17 protein-coding genes are annotated in these 18,799 nt (G+C 26.8%); 11 read left to right on the top strand and 6 right to left on the bottom strand.

The window, feature by feature from the left end; genetic code table 11:
• Positions 1-59: 59 nt before the first annotated feature.
• The gene (locus tag ACN6I1_RS07880; RefSeq protein WP_419741517.1) at positions 60-1,724 is read right to left on the bottom strand and encodes a glutamine--tRNA ligase/YqeY domain fusion protein; all 1,665 of its coding nucleotides are present in this window, start codon (positions 1,722-1,724) and stop codon (positions 60-62) included.
• Positions 1,725-2,039: 315 nt separating this feature from the next.
• Here ACN6I1_RS07880 and ACN6I1_RS07875 point away from each other — a divergent pair, with 315 nt between their 5' ends.
• The 3 genes from ACN6I1_RS07875 (at position 2,040) to ACN6I1_RS07865 (ending at position 6,635) form a co-directional block, all read left to right on the top strand.
• Positions 2,040-3,542: an ATP-binding protein gene (locus tag ACN6I1_RS07875; RefSeq protein WP_419741516.1), complete on the top strand. Its 1,503-nt coding sequence runs from the start codon at positions 2,040-2,042 to the stop codon at positions 3,540-3,542.
• 243 nt (positions 3,543-3,785) lie between these two features.
• Positions 3,786-6,389, top strand: a complete 2,604-nt coding sequence (gene clpB / locus ACN6I1_RS07870; protein ID WP_419741515.1) for an ATP-dependent chaperone ClpB — start codon at positions 3,786-3,788, stop codon at positions 6,387-6,389.
• A 27-nt stretch (positions 6,390-6,416) separates the two neighbouring features.
• The gene (locus ACN6I1_RS07865) at positions 6,417-6,635 is read left to right on the top strand and encodes a hypothetical protein (protein WP_419741514.1); all 219 of its coding nucleotides are present in this window, start codon (positions 6,417-6,419) and stop codon (positions 6,633-6,635) included.
• 31 nt (positions 6,636-6,666) lie between these two features.
• Here ACN6I1_RS07865 and ACN6I1_RS07860 read toward each other — a convergent pair whose 3' ends face one another.
• A complete protein-coding gene (locus ACN6I1_RS07860) occupies positions 6,667-7,500 on the bottom strand; it encodes a MerR family transcriptional regulator (protein ID WP_419741513.1) in 834 nt (277 codons plus the stop codon).
• An 86-nt stretch (positions 7,501-7,586) separates the two neighbouring features.
• Here ACN6I1_RS07860 and ACN6I1_RS07855 point away from each other — a divergent pair, with 86 nt between their 5' ends.
• A complete protein-coding gene (locus ACN6I1_RS07855; protein ID WP_419741512.1) occupies positions 7,587-8,957 on the top strand; it encodes an MATE family efflux transporter in 1,371 nt (456 codons plus the stop codon).
• Between the two features lie 42 nt (positions 8,958-8,999).
• On the opposite strand, the gene ACN6I1_RS07850 is transcribed toward ACN6I1_RS07855, so the two are convergent.
• The gene (locus ACN6I1_RS07850; protein WP_419741511.1) at positions 9,000-9,509 is read right to left on the bottom strand and encodes a thioredoxin family protein; all 510 of its coding nucleotides are present in this window, start codon (positions 9,507-9,509) and stop codon (positions 9,000-9,002) included.
• Positions 9,510-9,661: 152 nt separating this feature from the next.
• Here ACN6I1_RS07850 and ACN6I1_RS07845 point away from each other — a divergent pair, with 152 nt between their 5' ends.
• Positions 9,662-10,048 carry a DUF4870 domain-containing protein gene (locus tag ACN6I1_RS07845; protein WP_419741510.1) on the top strand — a complete coding sequence of 129 codons (387 nt, stop codon included), beginning with the start codon at positions 9,662-9,664 and terminating at the stop codon, positions 10,046-10,048.
• Positions 10,049-10,088: 40 nt separating this feature from the next.
• On the opposite strand, the gene ACN6I1_RS07840 is transcribed toward ACN6I1_RS07845, so the two are convergent.
• Positions 10,089-11,051, bottom strand: a complete 963-nt coding sequence (locus tag ACN6I1_RS07840) for a calcium/sodium antiporter (protein WP_419741509.1) — start codon at positions 11,049-11,051, stop codon at positions 10,089-10,091.
• A 153-nt stretch (positions 11,052-11,204) separates the two neighbouring features.
• Here ACN6I1_RS07840 and ACN6I1_RS07835 point away from each other — a divergent pair, with 153 nt between their 5' ends.
• The 6 genes from ACN6I1_RS07835 (at position 11,205) to ACN6I1_RS07810 (ending at position 16,578) form a co-directional block, all read left to right on the top strand.
• Positions 11,205-11,534: a hypothetical protein gene (locus tag ACN6I1_RS07835; RefSeq protein WP_021431384.1), complete on the top strand. Its 330-nt coding sequence runs from the start codon at positions 11,205-11,207 to the stop codon at positions 11,532-11,534.
• Between the two features lie 176 nt (positions 11,535-11,710).
• Positions 11,711-13,120: an MATE family efflux transporter gene (locus ACN6I1_RS07830; RefSeq protein ID WP_419741508.1), complete on the top strand. Its 1,410-nt coding sequence runs from the start codon at positions 11,711-11,713 to the stop codon at positions 13,118-13,120.
• 69 nt (positions 13,121-13,189) lie between these two features.
• A complete protein-coding gene (locus ACN6I1_RS07825; RefSeq protein WP_419741507.1) occupies positions 13,190-13,762 on the top strand; it encodes an NAD(P)H-dependent oxidoreductase in 573 nt (190 codons plus the stop codon).
• Positions 13,763-14,085: 323 nt separating this feature from the next.
• On the top strand, positions 14,086-14,865 hold the full coding sequence (locus ACN6I1_RS07820) for a CPBP family intramembrane glutamic endopeptidase (RefSeq protein ID WP_419741506.1): 780 nt from the start codon (positions 14,086-14,088) through the stop codon (positions 14,863-14,865).
• A 349-nt stretch (positions 14,866-15,214) separates the two neighbouring features.
• Complete coding sequence (locus ACN6I1_RS07815) at positions 15,215-15,946, top strand: CPBP family intramembrane glutamic endopeptidase (protein ID WP_419741505.1); 732 nt, start codon at positions 15,215-15,217, stop codon at positions 15,944-15,946.
• Positions 15,947-16,155: 209 nt separating this feature from the next.
• The gene (locus tag ACN6I1_RS07810; RefSeq protein WP_419741504.1) at positions 16,156-16,578 is read left to right on the top strand and encodes a hypothetical protein; all 423 of its coding nucleotides are present in this window, start codon (positions 16,156-16,158) and stop codon (positions 16,576-16,578) included.
• 67 nt (positions 16,579-16,645) lie between these two features.
• On the opposite strand, the gene ACN6I1_RS07805 is transcribed toward ACN6I1_RS07810, so the two are convergent.
• The gene (locus tag ACN6I1_RS07805) at positions 16,646-17,119 is read right to left on the bottom strand and encodes a hypothetical protein (RefSeq protein WP_419741503.1); all 474 of its coding nucleotides are present in this window, start codon (positions 17,117-17,119) and stop codon (positions 16,646-16,648) included.
• 22 nt (positions 17,120-17,141) lie between these two features.
• Complete coding sequence (locus tag ACN6I1_RS07800; protein WP_419741502.1) at positions 17,142-18,407, bottom strand: SLC13 family permease; 1,266 nt, start codon at positions 18,405-18,407, stop codon at positions 17,142-17,144.
• Positions 18,408-18,799: the final 392 nt, after the last annotated feature.

Below are 18,799 nucleotides of genomic sequence, written 5' to 3'. Positions count from 1 at the left end.
TAAAAAGAGCTGAGTGAAATACTTAATAAAAAGTATTTTAACTCAGCTTTTTAGTTATATTATTTATTCGGTTTAAATGAACTCTTTAATGGAACTACTCTATTAAATACTAGCTTTTCATCAGTAGTATATTTAGAATCTACATTGAAGAATCCATGTCTTACAAATTGGAACTTATCTTGAGGCTTAGCATTTTCTATAGCAGTTTTTTCAGCAAAACCTTGAACTATCTCAAGAGAATTAGGGTTTATTTGCTCTAAGAAGTGCTTACCTTCATTTTCAGGAGCATCATCTAAGATTAATGGCTCAAATAATCTAAACTCACAAGGAACAGCACTATTTGCATCTACCCAGTGTATAGTAGCTTTAACTTTACGGCCAGTGAAGCCAGAACCACTCTTAGTCTCTGGATCATATGTACAGTGGATTTCAGTTACATTTCCATTTTCATCAGTTATGAAGTCATTACACTTAACAAAGTAAGCTCCCTTTAATCTAACTTCATTACCAGGGAATAATCTAAAGTATTTTTTAACTGGTTCAATCATAAAGTCGTCTTGTTCTATATATATTTCTCTAGAGAATGGAACTAATCTTTTACCCTTAGTTTCATCTTTAGCATTGTTTTCTATTTCAAGCATTTCAACTTGACCTTCTGGATAGTTAGTTATAACTAGTTTTAAAGGCTTTAAAACACCCATAGCAAGAGGCGCTTTAGGCTGTAAGTCTTCTCTTACAAAATAGTCTAACATTTGGCTATCTACTGTAGAATCTGCTTTAGCCACACCTATTTCATTACAGAAGTTTCTAATAGCTTCTGGAGTGTAACCTCTTCTTCTAAGACCAGCTATAGTAGGCATACGAGGATCATCCCAACCATCAGTTACACCTTCATCAACAAGTTGTTTAAGTTTTCTTTTACTCATAACAGTATTTGTAAGATTAAGTCTAGCAAATTCTATTTGGCGAGGAACTTCTGGCATTTCACACTCAGCTACAACCCAATCATAAAGTGGTCTTTGATCTTCAAATTCTAACGAACATAGAGAATGAGTTATACCCTCTATAGCATCTTCTAATGGATGAGCGAAAGCATACATTGGATATATACACCATTTATCACCAGTATTATGGTGATGAGAATGAGATATTCTGTATATAGCAGGGTCTCTTAAATTGATGTTAGGAGAAGACATATCTATTTTAGCTCTTAAAACTTTTTCTCCATCTCCAAATTCTCCGTTTTTCATTTTTTCAAATAATTCAAGATTTTCCTCTATAGATCTATTTCTATAAGGACTTTCTTTTCCTGGTTCTGTTAAAGAACCTCTATACTCTCTCATTTGCTCTGCGTTTAAGTCGCATACATAAGCTTTACCTTTTTTTATAAGAAGAACAGCTCTTTCATACATTTGTTCAAAATAATTTGAAGCAAAGTATAAGTTAGTCCAATCAAAGCCTAACCACTGAACGTCTTCTTTTATAGAGTTTACATACTCTACATCTTCTTTTACTGGATTTGTATCATCGAATCTTAAATTTACATTTCCATTAAACTCCTTAGCTAAACCAAAGTTTAAACATATAGATTTAGCATGACCAATATGTAAATATCCATTTGGCTCAGGTGGGAAACGAGTTATGATAGTATCATGTTTTTTAGATTCTAAATCATTAACTATTATGTTTCTTATAAAGTTTGATGACTTATTTTCATTTGACATATTCGTACCTCTTATCTATTAAATTTGTATTATTATTATTATATAATTACTATTATTAATAATTTTAATTCAAATTGAGAAAAAAATAAAGGATTAGTAGTTAATTTCTTACAATTATAGTGAAAAATATTACAGGAAAATGTTTTTATATACAAAAATTAAAATAAATATTAAATTACAATTATAAAAAAAGTCATTTAAAAAATAATCCACAGACTTATTAACAAAATATAAACAATATTAACAATTTAATAATGAAATATATAAACAAGTTTGTTATAATTTATATAGAGTAATTTTGTTAGGGGTGGGGGAATGCTAAACTTTAAACTTTGTAGTGAAATTTTAAAATTGTGTCCATTGCCATGTATATATGGACAAGCTATAAAAAATGAAGAAGGAATTTTTACAGACTTTATAATAGAAGACTTTAATGATAAACTTTGTAAACTTGTGGATCTAGATGAAGAAAATATCAAAGAAAAAAGTATAAATGATATTATACCTTCTATTTTAGATAAAAATTTAGAAGAAGGTAAAATAGATGAAGATTCATATATTTCTTATTTAGATGGATGGTATAAAGTTGAAATATCATATGTAAAAGATGATAAATATGTATTATGGCTTGTAGAAAATAAAGAGATACAGCATTTAAGAACCGTACAATTACTAATAGACACGATACCGGATTATATATTTTATAAAGACATAGATGGGAATATAGTAGGTTGTAATAAAAGTTATGCAACGGAGCTAGTAGAATTAGATAGAAATGATATAATAGGTAAAAGTTATAAAGATTTACCTGTGATTAGTCAAAATTTTGAAAGTTATAGAGATAATGATTTAGAGGTTGTAGACACTAGATCTACTAAAATGTATTATGAAAACGTTATATTGAAAAATGGGAAGAAAATTTATTTAGAAATCATAAAAACACCTATAATATCAGACGGTGGAGATGTAATTGGAATCATAGGAATAGCAAGAGATATAACGGAGAGAAAAGAACATGAAGAAGCATTAGAAAGAGCACGTTCAGAAGCATTAGCCAATACAGCACATGAATTAAGAACACCATTAAACTTAATATTTAGTTCAGTTCAAATGTTAAATTACCGATACGATATAATAAATAACAAAACAAATGATAGAGACGATAAGTATTTAAATATAATAAAACAAAATGGATATAGACTATTGAAACTAGTAGACAATTTGATTGACTCAACTAAGTTAACTTATGAAGATGTAGAATTTAACCCTAAAAATTATGACATAGTTAATTTTGTTGAGAGTATTTGTGATTCTGTAAGTGATTTTGCAAATCAAAATGAAATGGATATAATATTTGATACAGATGTGGAAGAAAAAGTTATCGGGTTTGATTTAGATAAAATGGAGAGGATAGTATTAAATTTATTATCAAATGCATTTAAATTTAATAGAAAAGGGAAAGCAATACAGGTAACTATAAAAGACTTAAAAGATAAGATTCAATTAAGAGTTAAAGATGAAGGTATTGGAATACCTAAAAAAGATTTATATAAAGTGTTTGATAGATTTAAACAAGTTAAACATGAAAGTATAGATACTAAAGTTGGAAGTGGGATAGGTCTGTCTTTAGTTAAGTCTTTAGTTGAGTTACATGGTGGAAATATAGATGTTGAAAGTGAACTAGGACAAGGCAGTGAGTTTATAATAGATATGCCTTGCAATTTATACAGCCATAAACTAGAACTAATAGATGACTGTAATTTAAAGGCCAATTTCGTGCAAAAAATTGAAGTTGAATTTTCTGATATATATGCATAAAAGTGGATAATCTTTTAAGATTATCCACTTTTTTATTTAATAAGAGTTGTAATAATTTTAATGTGAATTATGAAATAAATTAAAGCTAATAATAATATAAAGGAATACATTAAAAAATATTTTTCAATTTAAAAAAATTAAAGAAAAATAAGAATATATTTAAATTAATGGTAAATGTTTACTATAAATTTATAGTGGTATAAGTTATAGTAAATTAAATTTAAAAGTTTGGAGGAGTTTTTTATGGAAGCAGATAAAATGACACAAAGAGTCCAAAAAAGCTTAAATGATGCTTTTAGTGAAGCTGTTAAAAATCATAACCAACAAGTAGATACAATACATTTACTTTATTCATTAATAGACCAAGAAGATGGATTAATACCTAGAATAATAGAGAAAATGGGTATATCTGTAGAAGGCCTAAAAGCAAGTGTAAAAACTGAACTTTTAAAACTACCTCAAATTCAAGGTGAGGCAGCTAGTTCACAAGGTGTAGTAGCTACAAGAAAGTTAAATGAAGTATTAATAAAATCAGAAGAAATTTCAAAAGAATTCAATGATTTGTATATAAGTGTTGAGCATTTATTTTTAGCTATAATTGAATTAGAATCACGTTCAAATATAGGTAAAATATTTAAACAATACAATATAAATAAAAACAGCTTTTTAGAAGTATTATCAAAAGTTAGAGGAAATCAAAGAGTAGAAACCCAAGATCCAGAGGGTACATATGACGCATTAGCTAGATATGGTACAAACTTAATAAATTTAGCTAAAAAAAATAAATTAGACCCAGTTATAGGTCGTGATGAAGAGATAAGAAGAGTTATAAGAATACTTTCAAGAAGAACAAAAAATAATCCTGTTTTAATAGGTGAGCCAGGTGTTGGGAAAACTGCTATAGTAGAAGGCTTAGCAGAAAGAATAGTCAGAGGAGACGTACCTGAAGGACTTAAAGATAAAATTATATTTGCGCTTGATATGGGATCATTAATAGCAGGTGCTAAATATAGAGGTGAATTTGAAGAAAGATTAAAAGCAGTGCTTAAAGAAGTTCAAGGTGCTGAAGGGAAAATAATTTTATTTATAGATGAGATACACACAATAGTAGGAGCAGGAAAAACAGATGGTGCTATGGATGCAGGAAACTTAATAAAACCAATGTTAGCTCGTGGAGAACTAAATTGTATAGGCGCTACTACTTTTGATGAATATAGACAGTATATAGAAAAAGATAAAGCATTAGAGAGAAGATTCCAACCAGTTATAGCGGATGAACCTAGTGTAGGTGATACAATTTCTATACTTCGTGGATTAAAAGAAAAATTTGAAATTCATCATGGTATTAGAATTCATGACTCTGCAATAGTTGCAGCAGCAAAATTATCAGATAGATATATACAAGATAGATATTTGCCAGATAAAGCTATAGACTTAATAGACGAAGCAAGTGCTATGATTCGTAGTGAAATTGACTCACTACCAACTGAGTTAGATATAGTTAGAAGAAAAATATTTACATTAGAGACTGAAAGAGAAGCACTTCTTAAAGAAGAGGATGAAGCAAGTAAAAGAAGACTTGAAAAACTTCAAGATGAATTAGCTGAACTTAAGTCTAAAAATGATGATTTAACAGCTATATATGAAAAAGAAAAGTCACATATAATGAATGTTAGAAACCTTAAGGCTAAACTTGATGAGGCTAGAGGAGATGTAGAAAGATATGAGAGAGAATATGATTTAAATAAAGCTGCAGAGCTTAAATATGGTATAATTCCAAAGCTTGAAAACGAAATTAAAGAAGCCGAAGAAAAAATGGAAGATGACAATCAAACATCTTTATTAAAAGAAGAGGTTACAGAAGAAGAAATTGCAGAAGTAATCTCTAAATGGACAAATATACCTATAACTAAGTTAGTTGAAAGCGAAAAAGAAAAATTACTAAGATTAGAAGAAGAGTTAAAAACTCGTGTTATAGGACAAGATGAAGCTGTAACGGCTGTAAGTAATGCTGTTATTCGTCACAGAGCAGGACTTAAAGATGAAAATAAACCAATAGGATCATTTATATTCTTAGGACCTACAGGTGTTGGTAAAACAGAACTTGCAAAAACTTTAGCTAGAAATTTATTTGATAGTGAAGAAAATATAATTAGAATTGATATGTCAGAATATATGGAAAAACATGCAGTATCAAGACTTATAGGACCGCCTCCAGGATATGTAGGATACGAAGAAGGAGGCCAATTAACAGAAGCTGTAAGAAGAAATCCATATTCAGTATTACTATTTGATGAAATAGAGAAAGCGCATGAAGATGTATTTAACTTATTCCTTCAAATATTAGATGATGGAAGACTTACTGATAATAAAGGTAAAACAGTTGATTTTAAAAATACAATAATAATAATGACTTCAAATATAGGTAGTTCATATCTATTAGAAGATTCAGGTGAAATAAAAGAGTCTACTAAAGAAATGGTAATGAATGAACTGAAGAGAAGATTTAAACCTGAGTTTTTAAATAGAGTTGATGATATTATAATGTTTAAACCTCTTGATAAAGAAGGCATTAGAAGAATTATAGACATATTCTTAGATGATTTAAGAAGACGATTAGTTGATAAGCATATAACTTTAAGTATAACGGATAGTGCTAAAGATGTATTGATAAAAGAAGGTTATGATCCTATTTATGGAGCTAGACCACTTAAGCGATATATTGGAAATGTATTAGAAACAAAAATAGCTAAAATGATGATAGCTGGTAAAGTTTATAATGGATGTCATATACTTATAGATGGAAATGATGACAATGTAGAAATAACAGTACAAGAAAGAGCGTAAGTTTCAAATTGGTTATGGAGGCAACTTATGATAAAAATTATGATGAAAGATGGAAGTGAATATGAAGCTGATTATTCAAATACTACTGAATTTATAGAAAAGTTTTTAAGTGATAAACTTGATAGCAATAGATTACTTCCTTGTAAATTAGTAAAACTTAAAGCTGGAGTTAATATAAACTTAAGCTCTATTTCCTCAATAGAAGATGAAGAATATATAAATGGAATTGATACTTTAATTCCGTAACAAAAAAGGGTATAGATAATATACCCTTTTTTTAGAATTCATATAAATCACTTACTAATTGAACTGGAATTTGAACTTGAGTAACGTACTCATCTTCTACAGATGTTTCATAAATATCTATTTTATAAATTTCTATAGGATCTCCAAGAATAGTATAGTTATTAAACTCTATAAATTTAAATAGCATAGGGATTATTTTTGCTGTTTTTTTATAATCGCCTTTATATGTATAAGTTACATAGTAACCCTCTTCTATTGTTAAATTAAAATTGGTAGCGTTATCATCAAGTAAACAAAATATAGATTTATAATTATTAAAAATTCCATTTGAAACACTTTTTGTATCAAATACTGCTCCAAAATTGCTATTTCCTAATACGTAGAATTTATCATCAAATTTTTCATTTAACCTTTGAATTAGGTAATCTACATTTTCATCAAAGCTAACATTTGAATTAACTGTAAGAGCTTTTCTTTTATTCATGTATAAAAGTTCAATTCTATTAAAATTTGTATGATCTAGTGTATTATCAATAGAGCTTAGCCTTTTATTTAAGCTTTCTTTGTGTATAGTCAGTTCGTCTAGCTTTTGATCTATAAGTTGTATCTCTTCTTGTAACATTTTTTTAGTAGTTTTAACATTTCTATTTTCTAAGTACTCTTTTATCCTTTGCATAGAAAAATCAAGGCTTCTAAGTTCTTTTATTAAATTTAAATTGCATATATCTTTTATAGTGTACATTCTGTAAGAATTTGTATCTCTACCTGGATTTAAGAGACCTAACTTTTCATAATATTTAAGGGAATCTCTACCTAAATTATAGATTTTTGATAATTCTCCAGTTTTATAATATTTTCTTTTCAAAAAAATCACCCCATTTTGAAATAAAATTGTTGACTTGAGTATTATACCATAGTTTATATTCAATTAGGTGGAGGGAGGCAATAATTATGAAAAATGTAAAAGATTTAAAAACTCAATTTAAACAATATGTAATACCATCAGTAGCATCTATGTGGGTATTTTCACTATACTCTATGGTAGATGGAGCTTTTGTCAGCAAAGGGGTTGGAAGCGAAGCCTTGGCAGCTGTTAATATATCAACACCATTTATAAATACTTTATTTGCTGTGTCAGTTTTGTTATCAACTGGTGCATCAACTGTTGTATCTATGACTCTTGGTAAAGGTGATAATAAAAAAGCGAGTGAATATTTTACACTTAATACTGTAGTACTAGCTATTATATCTATATTTATTATTGTATTTAGTTTAGCTAACCTAGAAAGGATATCTATATTTTTAGGAGCGACAGAAAGTACATTGCCTTTAGTTAAAGGATATTTAGGTAATATTATATTATTTACTACTTTTTATTTAGTTTCTTATGGACTTGAGTTACTTATAAAATGTGATGGATATCCTCATTTATCTACAATAGGAGTTGTAATTTCAGCAATAACTAATATAGTTTTAGACTATATATTTGTACTTAAATGGGGGTGGGGCGTTGAAGGAGCAGCTTTAGCAACTGGAATTGCTAGAGTATTTTCAGTGACGTTTTTCTTAGCTCATTTTTTAAGAAGAAGAGGGAAACTAAGATTTTGCAAATTTAAATTTGATTTTACTTTTATAAAAAGAATTGTGTTAATAGGTATTCCAGATTCTATGACAGAGGCAAGTTTAGCTGTAGTTATATTACTATTCAATCAAAGTATATTAATGTTAATAGGTGAAAATGCTTTAGTTAGTTATAGTGTAATCTGCTATGTAACAACGTTAGTTCTTACAACTATGCTAGGAATATCTCAAGGATTACAACCAATATGTAGTTACTATTATGGTATGGAAGATAATAAATCAGTGCTTAGTCTTTTAAAAATGAGCTTAAGCTATATAACAAAGGCTTCAGTGATAGCATTTTTATTAGTTTTAATATTTGCAAATCAAATAGTATCTATATTTATTGATAAATCAGATATAACACTATTTAATTATACTGTAAAAACTTTAAGAATATCTTCAGTAGCATATTTGATTATGGGATATAATGTAATAATATCAGGATTTTGTGTTTCAACAGGAAAAGCCATACATGCAAGTGTAATCTCATTAGGGCGAGGATTAGTAGTAATAACTTTAAGTTTAATATTAATGACGTCTATATTTGGAGGTACAGGTATATGGTTTACTACACTTTTATCTGAAGCAATAGTACTTGTAATTGCTAGAAAAATACTTCAAAAAAATAAATCTAAAATTCAAGAAAATGAAAAATATGAAGATGTTGAGATTTATGAAAATGCAAAAAATGTTATTTAAAAATAAAAAACTACTAGATAGAAAACTCTATCTAGTAGTTTTTTATTTTATATTTAATATATGTAAGTAGTCATTAGCTGTATCTAATAAATACTTACCTTTATAATAATCAATTTTTATTTCTTCAAAGTCACCAACTTCTTTTACTTCGTGAGGGCGTTCTTCAAATACGCCTATAACATTAAAATTTTCATCTAAAAATGCAATTGTTGGACCTTTAAAGTTTTCTTTTTCTATGTTCAAGGCTTCACTCATAAATTTTTTACCTCTAGCCATAGTTATAACAGATATATCAAAGTTATCATTTATATCAACAAACTTTTTTAAAACTGACACATTAAGTTGAAAATCTGGACACCATATTTCCCCTGAAACAAGTATATTAACCTTGTTTGGATAGCTAGCTATTTTATTTATAGTAACTTCGTTTAAGTGGATTCTTGATGTGTTTTTAGGAATTCTACATCTTTCAAATTTTGATCCTTTTCCAACACAGCTTTCAAAGCTTTCTCCAACATCATATAACTCTTTTATGTTCATTTCTATTGCCATAATATACCTCCAATATGTAAACTTTACTTATAAGCATTATATCTAAATAATTTAAAATAGTAAATGAATATAGAATTTCAATAAAAAGTTGACGATTTTTGATAAATGGTTCAAAATATAATATATAAATTATTAATGAAAGGAAATGTATTATGACAGAAAATCAAAGATCTACAAAAAATGAAAGCATTACTATGATGGTAATGACAGCAGCTGTTATGATGCTTAATATAATTGGGGTTATAATAGCATACGCTGCATGGAAGATATATGGGAAAGAATCTGAATTTGTAAAGAAGAATGGATTAAAACTTATTGATTTTTATATATCATTTGTAATATATGAATTTGCAATTTTATTATTAGTATGTATAGTAAAGAAAGCGGCTTATTTAATACCTGCAATGTCTATTATTTACTTAATTACATTTATAATAGCAATTATACAATATTACAGACATAAAGAATTTAAATATCCTTTAAGTTTTAAAATAATAGAAAAGTTAAAAACAAAAAGTGTTGAAAACTTAAAGAAATAAAAAAAGAATGCAAGTTAACTTGCATTCTTTTTTTATTTCTTTAACGGACTATAGTATAGGCCATGTAAGCTATGTAGATCGCAATAAATATAAAACCATGAGTCTTATTTAAACAATTGTTTTTCTTCATAAATATGTAAAGTAAAACTGTTATTAAAGTCATAAATATAGTATCAATTAAAGCAAACATACTAATAGCCATAGGGTGAATTACAGCAGCTAGACCTAAGACTAATAATATATTGAATATATTAGACCCTATTACATTTCCTATTGCAATTTCAGTTTCACCTTTTCTAACAGCTATAACAGACGTTACAAATTCTGGTAAAGATGTACCCATAGCAACAATAGTAAGACCAACTAAGTTTGCACTCATACCAAAAGCGGTTGCAATCTTAGTTGCAGAATCTACGACTAAATCACCACCCAATACGATACCAACAATACCTATTAAACAAATTACTATAGTTTTAGGCAAGGATGAAATTTCAGATTCAGTCACCTCTACAGCTTCTATAGCTATAGCGCTTTCACCAGCTGATACATCTGAGCTTTTTTGACCTAGATTTGATTTAATCATATTTACTAAGAAAAATACAAATAATAACAATAAAACTAAACCATCAAATCTACTTATCTTAAAATTAATACCTAAAATAATAAGTAATGCACTTATAAATACTAAAAAAGGTGTGTCTTTTTTTATTGTATTTTTTTCAACAGGTAATTTTGCAATTATAGCAGATACACCTAAAACAATCAGTATATTAAAAAAGTTAGATCCAACAACATTAGCTATACTCATATCGTTTTGACCGGCAATCGAAGATGATATACTTACAGCAGCCTCAGGAGCACTTGTACCCATAGCAACGATAGTAAGACCTATAAGCATAGGAGGAACATTAAACCTCTTAGCTACAGAAGATGCGCCCTCTACAAAAATATCAGCTCCTTTTATAAGAAGTGCAAATCCTATTATTAAAATTAAAAATGACATAAAAAACCTCCTTTTGAAACTAAATTATCATAAGAAATAGTATATCATACCAAATATGAATATAAAACACTTGCACAAATTATATATTGAAACTTAGCAACTTTTGAAATGTACAAGAATATAATATAAAAAAAGATAAAAAGGAGAATTGCGATGGTAACCCTTGGATGTATTCTAATAGGATTAGGGCTAGGACTGACTTTAGGAAATATGCAAGAAACCATAATATTATCAGTGGTAGGTTTAATAGTAGGAGCTTTCTTATATACTAGAATGGCGGTTTATATACCTTTAAAGTTCAATAAATTTGCTAAAATTGCTATATATATCACAACAGGAGCATTAATAGGAGTTTTAGTAGGAGTTATAACAGGGCATATACCAGGAGCAATAATGATAGGAGTAGGAACTAGTTTTGTTGCTATAGACATGATGAGTTACAGAAGATATAGAAGAGGTCTTAGAGAAAATAACCATAGTTGATTTTAAAGATATACCAAAATAATTTTTACGTAAATATTATGTATTAAGTTATTTTGGTATATCTATTTTTTTTGTAATAATTAAATTTTAAATATAAATTTAATGCTATGAGTACATAAACAAAAAATATTGATATAATATTTATTATAATTTGAATTTAGTATTGGGGGGATGTTATGGAGGAATGCAGTAAACTTAGTCAAAGGGAAATCAGAAAAACTATACAAATAATGGTTTTACCGATTGTTTTAGAAAGTATTTTGCAAATGACAGCTGGTTTTTGCTTAACAGGAATGATGGGGAGATTAGATCCGGTATCTATAAGTGCCTTTAGTTTAAGTAATAGAATAATAAATATAACATGGGCAATTTTAAGAGGAATAACCATGGGGAGTGCAGTGTTTGTAGCACAAGCATATGGATCGAAAAACACAAAAGAAATAAAATATATAATAAAACAAACAATTATAGGTCTTAGCATTTTAATTATTATAATTCAACAATTCATATTTTTTAATACGGAGTTTGTATTATCTATATTCAATCCAAGCAGTGATCTTATGCATATAGCATCTAAGTGTCTTAAAACATCATCATGGTCATTATATTTTATGAGTATAATGCTTATATGCACATCTAGTTTGCAATCAATGAATAAAGCAAGAATATCTATGCAAATAGCTATGTCTATGAATATTACTAGTATATTTATAGGATATTTATTTATATTTGGAAACTTTAATATGCCAAGTTTAGGGGTTCAAGGTGCTGCTATAGGGACTTTTAGTGGTTATTTCATAGCGTGTTTTTATGGAGCATATTTAATGTTCAACAGAAAAAATGGATATGTATATTTTGGAGAAAAAGTAGAGAAAATTAAGTTTGATATAAAATTATTTATAAAAGAACTTAAGCCAGATGTAGAGCAAATAAAAAATGTATATAGGATAGGAATACCTATATCATTAGAAAATTCATTTTGGCAATTATCTACTATTATTTTAACAAGAGCCATATTAAATTATGGAGAAGTTACGCTTGCAGCTTATCAACTAGGGCTTCAAGCTGAATCTATATCTTTTATGCCATCAAATGCATTTGCAATTGCAGCCACTGCTTTTGTAGGTCAATGTGTGGGAGCTAAAAATGAAGAATTAGGAAAACAATATATGAAAGAACTTTTTAAATCAACTATAATTATAACAATTATAACATCAATACCATTAATATTCTTCCCGGAAAAATTAATGCTAGTACTAACAAATGATACACAACTTATAAATATAGCATCTAAATATTTAATAGTTATGGGGCTTATACAGTTATCTGGAAATTTGGGAGGAGTAATAAATGGAGCATTAAGAGGATCTGGATTTACAAAATTACCTATGACTATATCGGGCATAGGTATATGGGGAATAAGAGTTCCACTTACGGTTATAATTGTATATTTTACAAATTTAGATATTGAGTGTGTATGGATAGCAATGGGATTAGATGTTTGTATAAGGTGGATTATAGGATATTTTATTTATAGAAAACGAGATTTGTATGGAAGAAAAGACGATTTAGTAGAAGTTTTATAATGTGAATATAAATATAAAAATTTATAAATAATAATATAAAAACTAACTAAAGACGAAAGGAATTAAAATATGAACACTGCAATAATAATATCTAATCCAGATAAAAATTCATTTAACAAAAATATAATGGAGAATGTAATTAAAGGCATTGAAAAATGTGGCAAAAACTATAACATAATTGATTTATATGAAGATAACTTTAATCCTGTTATGACATCAGAGGAAGTTAAATTATACACAAAAGGGGAGTCTGATGATAAATTAGTTAAAAAATATCAAAATATTTTAAAAGAAAGTGATGAAATAGTATTTATATTTCCTATATGGTGGAATAATGTACCTGCAATGCTTAAAGGTTTTTTTGACAAAGTATTTATAAAAGAGTTTGCTTTTGAAGAAGTAAATAAAAGACCTAAGGGAAAATTGAATCATATAAACAAAGGGGTACTTATAACTACATCTGAAAGTGATACAGAATATATTAAAAATGAATTAGGCAATCCTATAGAAAACACAATAATTAAATCTACATTAAACATATGTGGGATTGAAAATGTTAAATGGATTAATAATAATTTAGCAAATGATGATAAGTGCGATAAAAATGAATTCTTAATCAATATAGAAAAGTATTTTTATTAAAATAATAACCTTGGAATTAAAACTTCTTATCTTTTAATTCCAAGGTTATTATAATGTTTAAAAATTTATAAAAATTTTAATATTTTAGCAAATAAAATATTAAACAATTAAATTATGTATAAAGTAGCTTTAACATAGAGAATATATATACTAACTCAAATCAAAAGTAAAATAAGGAGGAATGTTTAATGATAGAAAAAACCAGACTTGCAGAAGAGGCAAGAAAAAGCAGAGTACTTCTTAATTTCTTCTTATCCATGTTAGTAGCATATTTACTTTTTAAATGAGGAGCGGCTACTGGACAATTAATATTTGGACCTATGTTGAGATCAATATCAAAGAGTAGTGTGTTTATAGAAAATCAAAATTTAATAATTCAATTTGTTCAGCTGCTTGTATTTGGATTGATATCATCAATGTTATTTATTTGGGTATTAGCTATAGAAGGAAGAGAAATAAAAACTTTAGGATTTTATAGAGAGCATTGGATTTCAAAATATGCATTAGGACTACTTATAGGATTTCTTATGATGAGCACTGTAGTATTTATACTATATATATTAGGATTTATAACAGTTGAAACTAAGTCAACACAAGCAGTAGGGACAGCGGCATTATTAAATATTTCAATAATGTTAGTAGGATGGTTGCTGCAAGGTGCTACAGAAGAAATACTAATGAGAGGATGGCTAATGAACGTAATAGGTGCTAGATATAATATCATAATAGGTTTAATAGTATCATCTGTATTCTTTGGTTTGATACATTCTGAGAATCCTAGTATAAATTATGTAGCTATGATAAATATTGTATTGGTTGGAATTTTACTGGGATTAATAGTTATAAATACTGGAAACCTATGGGTTGTTTGCGGAATTCATAGCGCATGGAATTTTGCCCAAGGAAATATATTTGGATTCCAAGTTAGTGGAAATGAAGTAGGGACAGGAACTATAGTTGACTTGAATTTAGTAGGAAATGAAGTTATTACAGGTGGAGCATTTGGGCCTGAAGCTGGTATCGTATGCAGTTTTGTAATAGTATTTTTAATAATTATTATGTTATTTGTAACTAAAAGAGATTCTTTAAAAAATATTAGATAAGATTATTGTATTGTTAGCAAAGGATATTTTGAAAATTAAAATAGCATTAATTAAATGATTTCTATACTCAATAGGAATCATTTTTTTATGAAAAATAAAAAGTACAGAAAATAGAAATAATATAGAAAGGTTTTAGAAAGTTTAATTAGTTAAATTAAACTTATAAACAATTGAGAGGAGAAGATAAATGAAAAAAATTTAGAAATTAAATTATTTAATGATTTATGTAAATAGGTAAAGTTCAACAATAATTTTATAATATACCAAGTATTGTAAAATAATAAAAAGTCTTTTATATATGAAAAAATTGTAAAAACTATATAAATGAAATTAAAAAGGAGAAAATAATATGAAAAAAAATGATTTTTTTAGATTTGAAAATAAAAATGATGACTTCCCATTTTATAATGGAAATCCAATGAATTTTACAGCGTTGCAAAGCTGGTTTCTTTTGATAGTATGTATTGGAAGTATTGTATTTTTTGAAGTGGGATCTGGTTTTTTACCAAGATTTATGCATCCATTCATAAATATAATTATTCCATTAAGTGCTTTTGCTATTGTTGTTAAATCTAATTGGACTAAGATTTTCAGAAAAATTTATTTTAAAGATGTTTTTTTAGTATTTGGAGTGTTAATAGTTAATTTAATAGTTAGCTTAATATCTGGGTTTTTACTAACAAAGTTTGCAGGAGCAGCAGCTAATCCAGCTGTAGGTTCTCTTAATGGAAACTCAACATTTGAAAATATAATGTTTGCGGTTAAATTAATACCTATGCTTTTTGGAGAAGAATTAATTACTATTATTCCATTTTTAGTTATTTTACAATTTGCAACTAAAAATCTAAAACTTTCTAGAAAACAAGCAGTAACTATAGCTTGGATTTTATCTGCTATTATTTTTGGGGCTATACATTTAAAAACATATAACTGGAATATTATTCAAGCTGTTATAGGAATTAGTATGGCAAGACTAGTACTTACATTCCCATATATAAAAACTAAAAATATTTGGATTTCAACATTTGTGCATGTATTAAATGATTGGTGCTTATTTTTACCTGCATTACTTTTAAAATAAATTAAAACTCAAAAAAATAGCTACATATATTTTATATAGCTATTTTTTTGAGTTTACTTAAATTAAACATATACAGCATTAAAGTATTTACTTAATTCATCAACTATTTATTAATATGATTTGATAATCTTTATAATATATTGTAATTACTTTAATTTAAATTGTAATATAAAAACTATTTTTTTAGTATATTTTAAAGAGGTGATGAAATGAAAAGTAGTATTATAAAGAATTTGATGCAAAATTATTTTAAACATATAGGAATATCAAATATAACTTTTTATCTTTTATATTTTTTAAATTTAAATAATTTAGATTTAAGTATCAGAAATATTATATTCATAATAGTGTCATCTTTATCAATGGTACTTATACCTGTGTTATATCTTGTGATTATGACTAAAAAAGAAAAATTTAAAAATGTACATATGTATTTAAATATTTTAATAGTAACCACGCTTTTTGATATATTACTACTAAGTACAGGATATAGTTTTACTTTTTTATACTTAATTAAATCAATAGTAATATCAATATGTGTATTTATACCTGTAAGATTAGTTATATCTATAATGATCGGTTTTACTATGAATATAATAAATCAGTTTAAAGTTAAAGATGCTTCAAATTAAACATAATTAATAAAAAATAAAAAGGTAGATTGAAAGTCAAATTCAATCTACCTTTTTTATATATAATTTATTTATCTAATATATCTATTTTAGGAGATCTATTTTTAGAGTTTTTAAATAAATTTAATATATTATCAAGTTCATATTTTAATTTTTCTAAATCCATTTTATCTATATTGTAATTTAAAAAAAGCTCTTCTATGTCAAAACTAATTGTATTTAGTTCATCTGTAATTTTTAAAAAAAGCTCAAAGTTATTACTTTTTTTAGCATTCATGAATTTCTTAATATCTTTTTCTATAAAAGAAACTATTTCATACTCCTTATCAAAGATTCCCTCTGGAATTGGATAGGGTTTTATTCTTTGAAGATAGTATTTATTTTTGGAATTTATATTATATGAGTAAGAAACTTTTAAATTATCATCAATTTCAAACTCTATAAAATATAATATTCCATGGATTTTTTTTATATCGGTTGCACCTATATATCTAAGTCGAGCTTCTATAGTGTCTCCATAAGCATTATCTAAAATATTCATTAGTATTCCTCCTAAAATTTATTTAAAATCGGATTAGTAAATAAATAGTTGAGATTAGTATTGAAAGTATCATAAGTGGAAATCCTATTTTAAAATATTCTTTAAAACTTATAGGGTATCCATTTTTTTGACCTACATTAGCAAGAACTATATTAGCAGAAGCTCCTATTAATGTACCATTACCACCTAGGCAAGCGCCTAGAGAAGTTGCCCACCATATTGGCATTACATCTATACCTTGGCCTTGCATAGTTAGTATAAGTGGAATCAAAGTAGCTACAAAAGGTATATTATCTAAGAATGATGAAATTATAGCTGACAACCAAAGTATAACTAGCATTGTAAGAACTAAATGACCACTTGTTGCACTTATTAAATATTGAGCAATATTATTTATTATTCCAACCTCAACAAGTCCTCCAACTATTACAAATAATCCTCCGAAAAACGCTATAGTTGACCACTCAATACTGGAAAGGATTTCATCAACATCTTGTTTGCCTATAAACATCATTATAGTAGCTCCTGTCAAAGCGACTATACTAGATTCAAGGTTTAAAACATTGTGTAGAATAAATCCAAGTAAAATAAATATAATCATAATAATACTCTTTATAAGCAGTGGCTTATCTTTAATTGCTTTTTTTTCATCTAAATTTAAAATTTTTTCTTTTGCTTTATCATCTACAAAAAGTTGTTTTTTAAACATAAATTTAAAACACAAGATAGTTAAAAACAAAATGATTAGAACTATAGGACCTAAGTTTATTATAAAGTCTGCAAAACTTAGATTTGCTGCACTACCTATCATTATATTAGGTGGATCTCCTATTAGGGTTGCAGTACCTCCTATATTAGATGCTAGAATTTGAGTTACTAAAAATGGAGTTGGATTTATATTTAGAATTTGAGTTATAACTATAGTCATTGGCCCTATCAATAAAACGGTGGTAACATTATCTAAAACAGCTGATAAAACAGCGGTTAATATTACAAAACATAGCATAATTTTCCAAGGATCTCCCTTTGATTTTTTAGCTGAAAATATAGCTATGTATTCAAACACACCTGAATTTTTGACAACAGAAACAAATAGCATCATGCCTATTAAAACCCCAATTGTATTAAAATCGATATGATGCAGGCCTTGCTCAACTGACAATATGTTAAATATAATCATAAGTAAAGCTCCTGCCATCGCTGCAATAGCTCTATTTACTTTTTCTGAAATAATAGCTAACATAACCACTAAAAATATGATGATAGCTATTACTTGTTTAATAAGCACTAATATCGCCCCCTTATAATAATAAAGATATTAAAACCTATAAGTAGAGTATAGTTGAAAAAACTTAAATGTGTTAAAAAAAAGGAAAGTTCTTTTAAAACAAAGAAAATAGTAAGTTTTCTAAATATTATTAAGTGCTATTAATTTAAAATTAAAAGTTTAATTAATAAAATTAAGTAATATTTTGAATTTTACATAAGAATATTAAAAATTAGTTGATATCTTAATTAAATATATATATAATAAATAAAAACTCGTACTCGTATTATTTAAAATGTTAGTACGAGTTTATTTATTTAATGCTGATTTTGAAATAATATTACATAAAATTAAAGTTTAAATAAAATAAAATTGTTGACAATTATAAATTAGGTATGTAAAATTACATATAA

This window comes from Paraclostridium dentum (genome assembly GCF_048568265.1).
Classification (GTDB): domain Bacteria; phylum Bacillota; class Clostridia; order Peptostreptococcales; family Peptostreptococcaceae; genus Paraclostridium; species Paraclostridium dentum.
The sequence above is the reverse complement of the archived record's forward strand: the minus strand, read 5'-3'. Positions and strand labels throughout refer to the sequence as shown.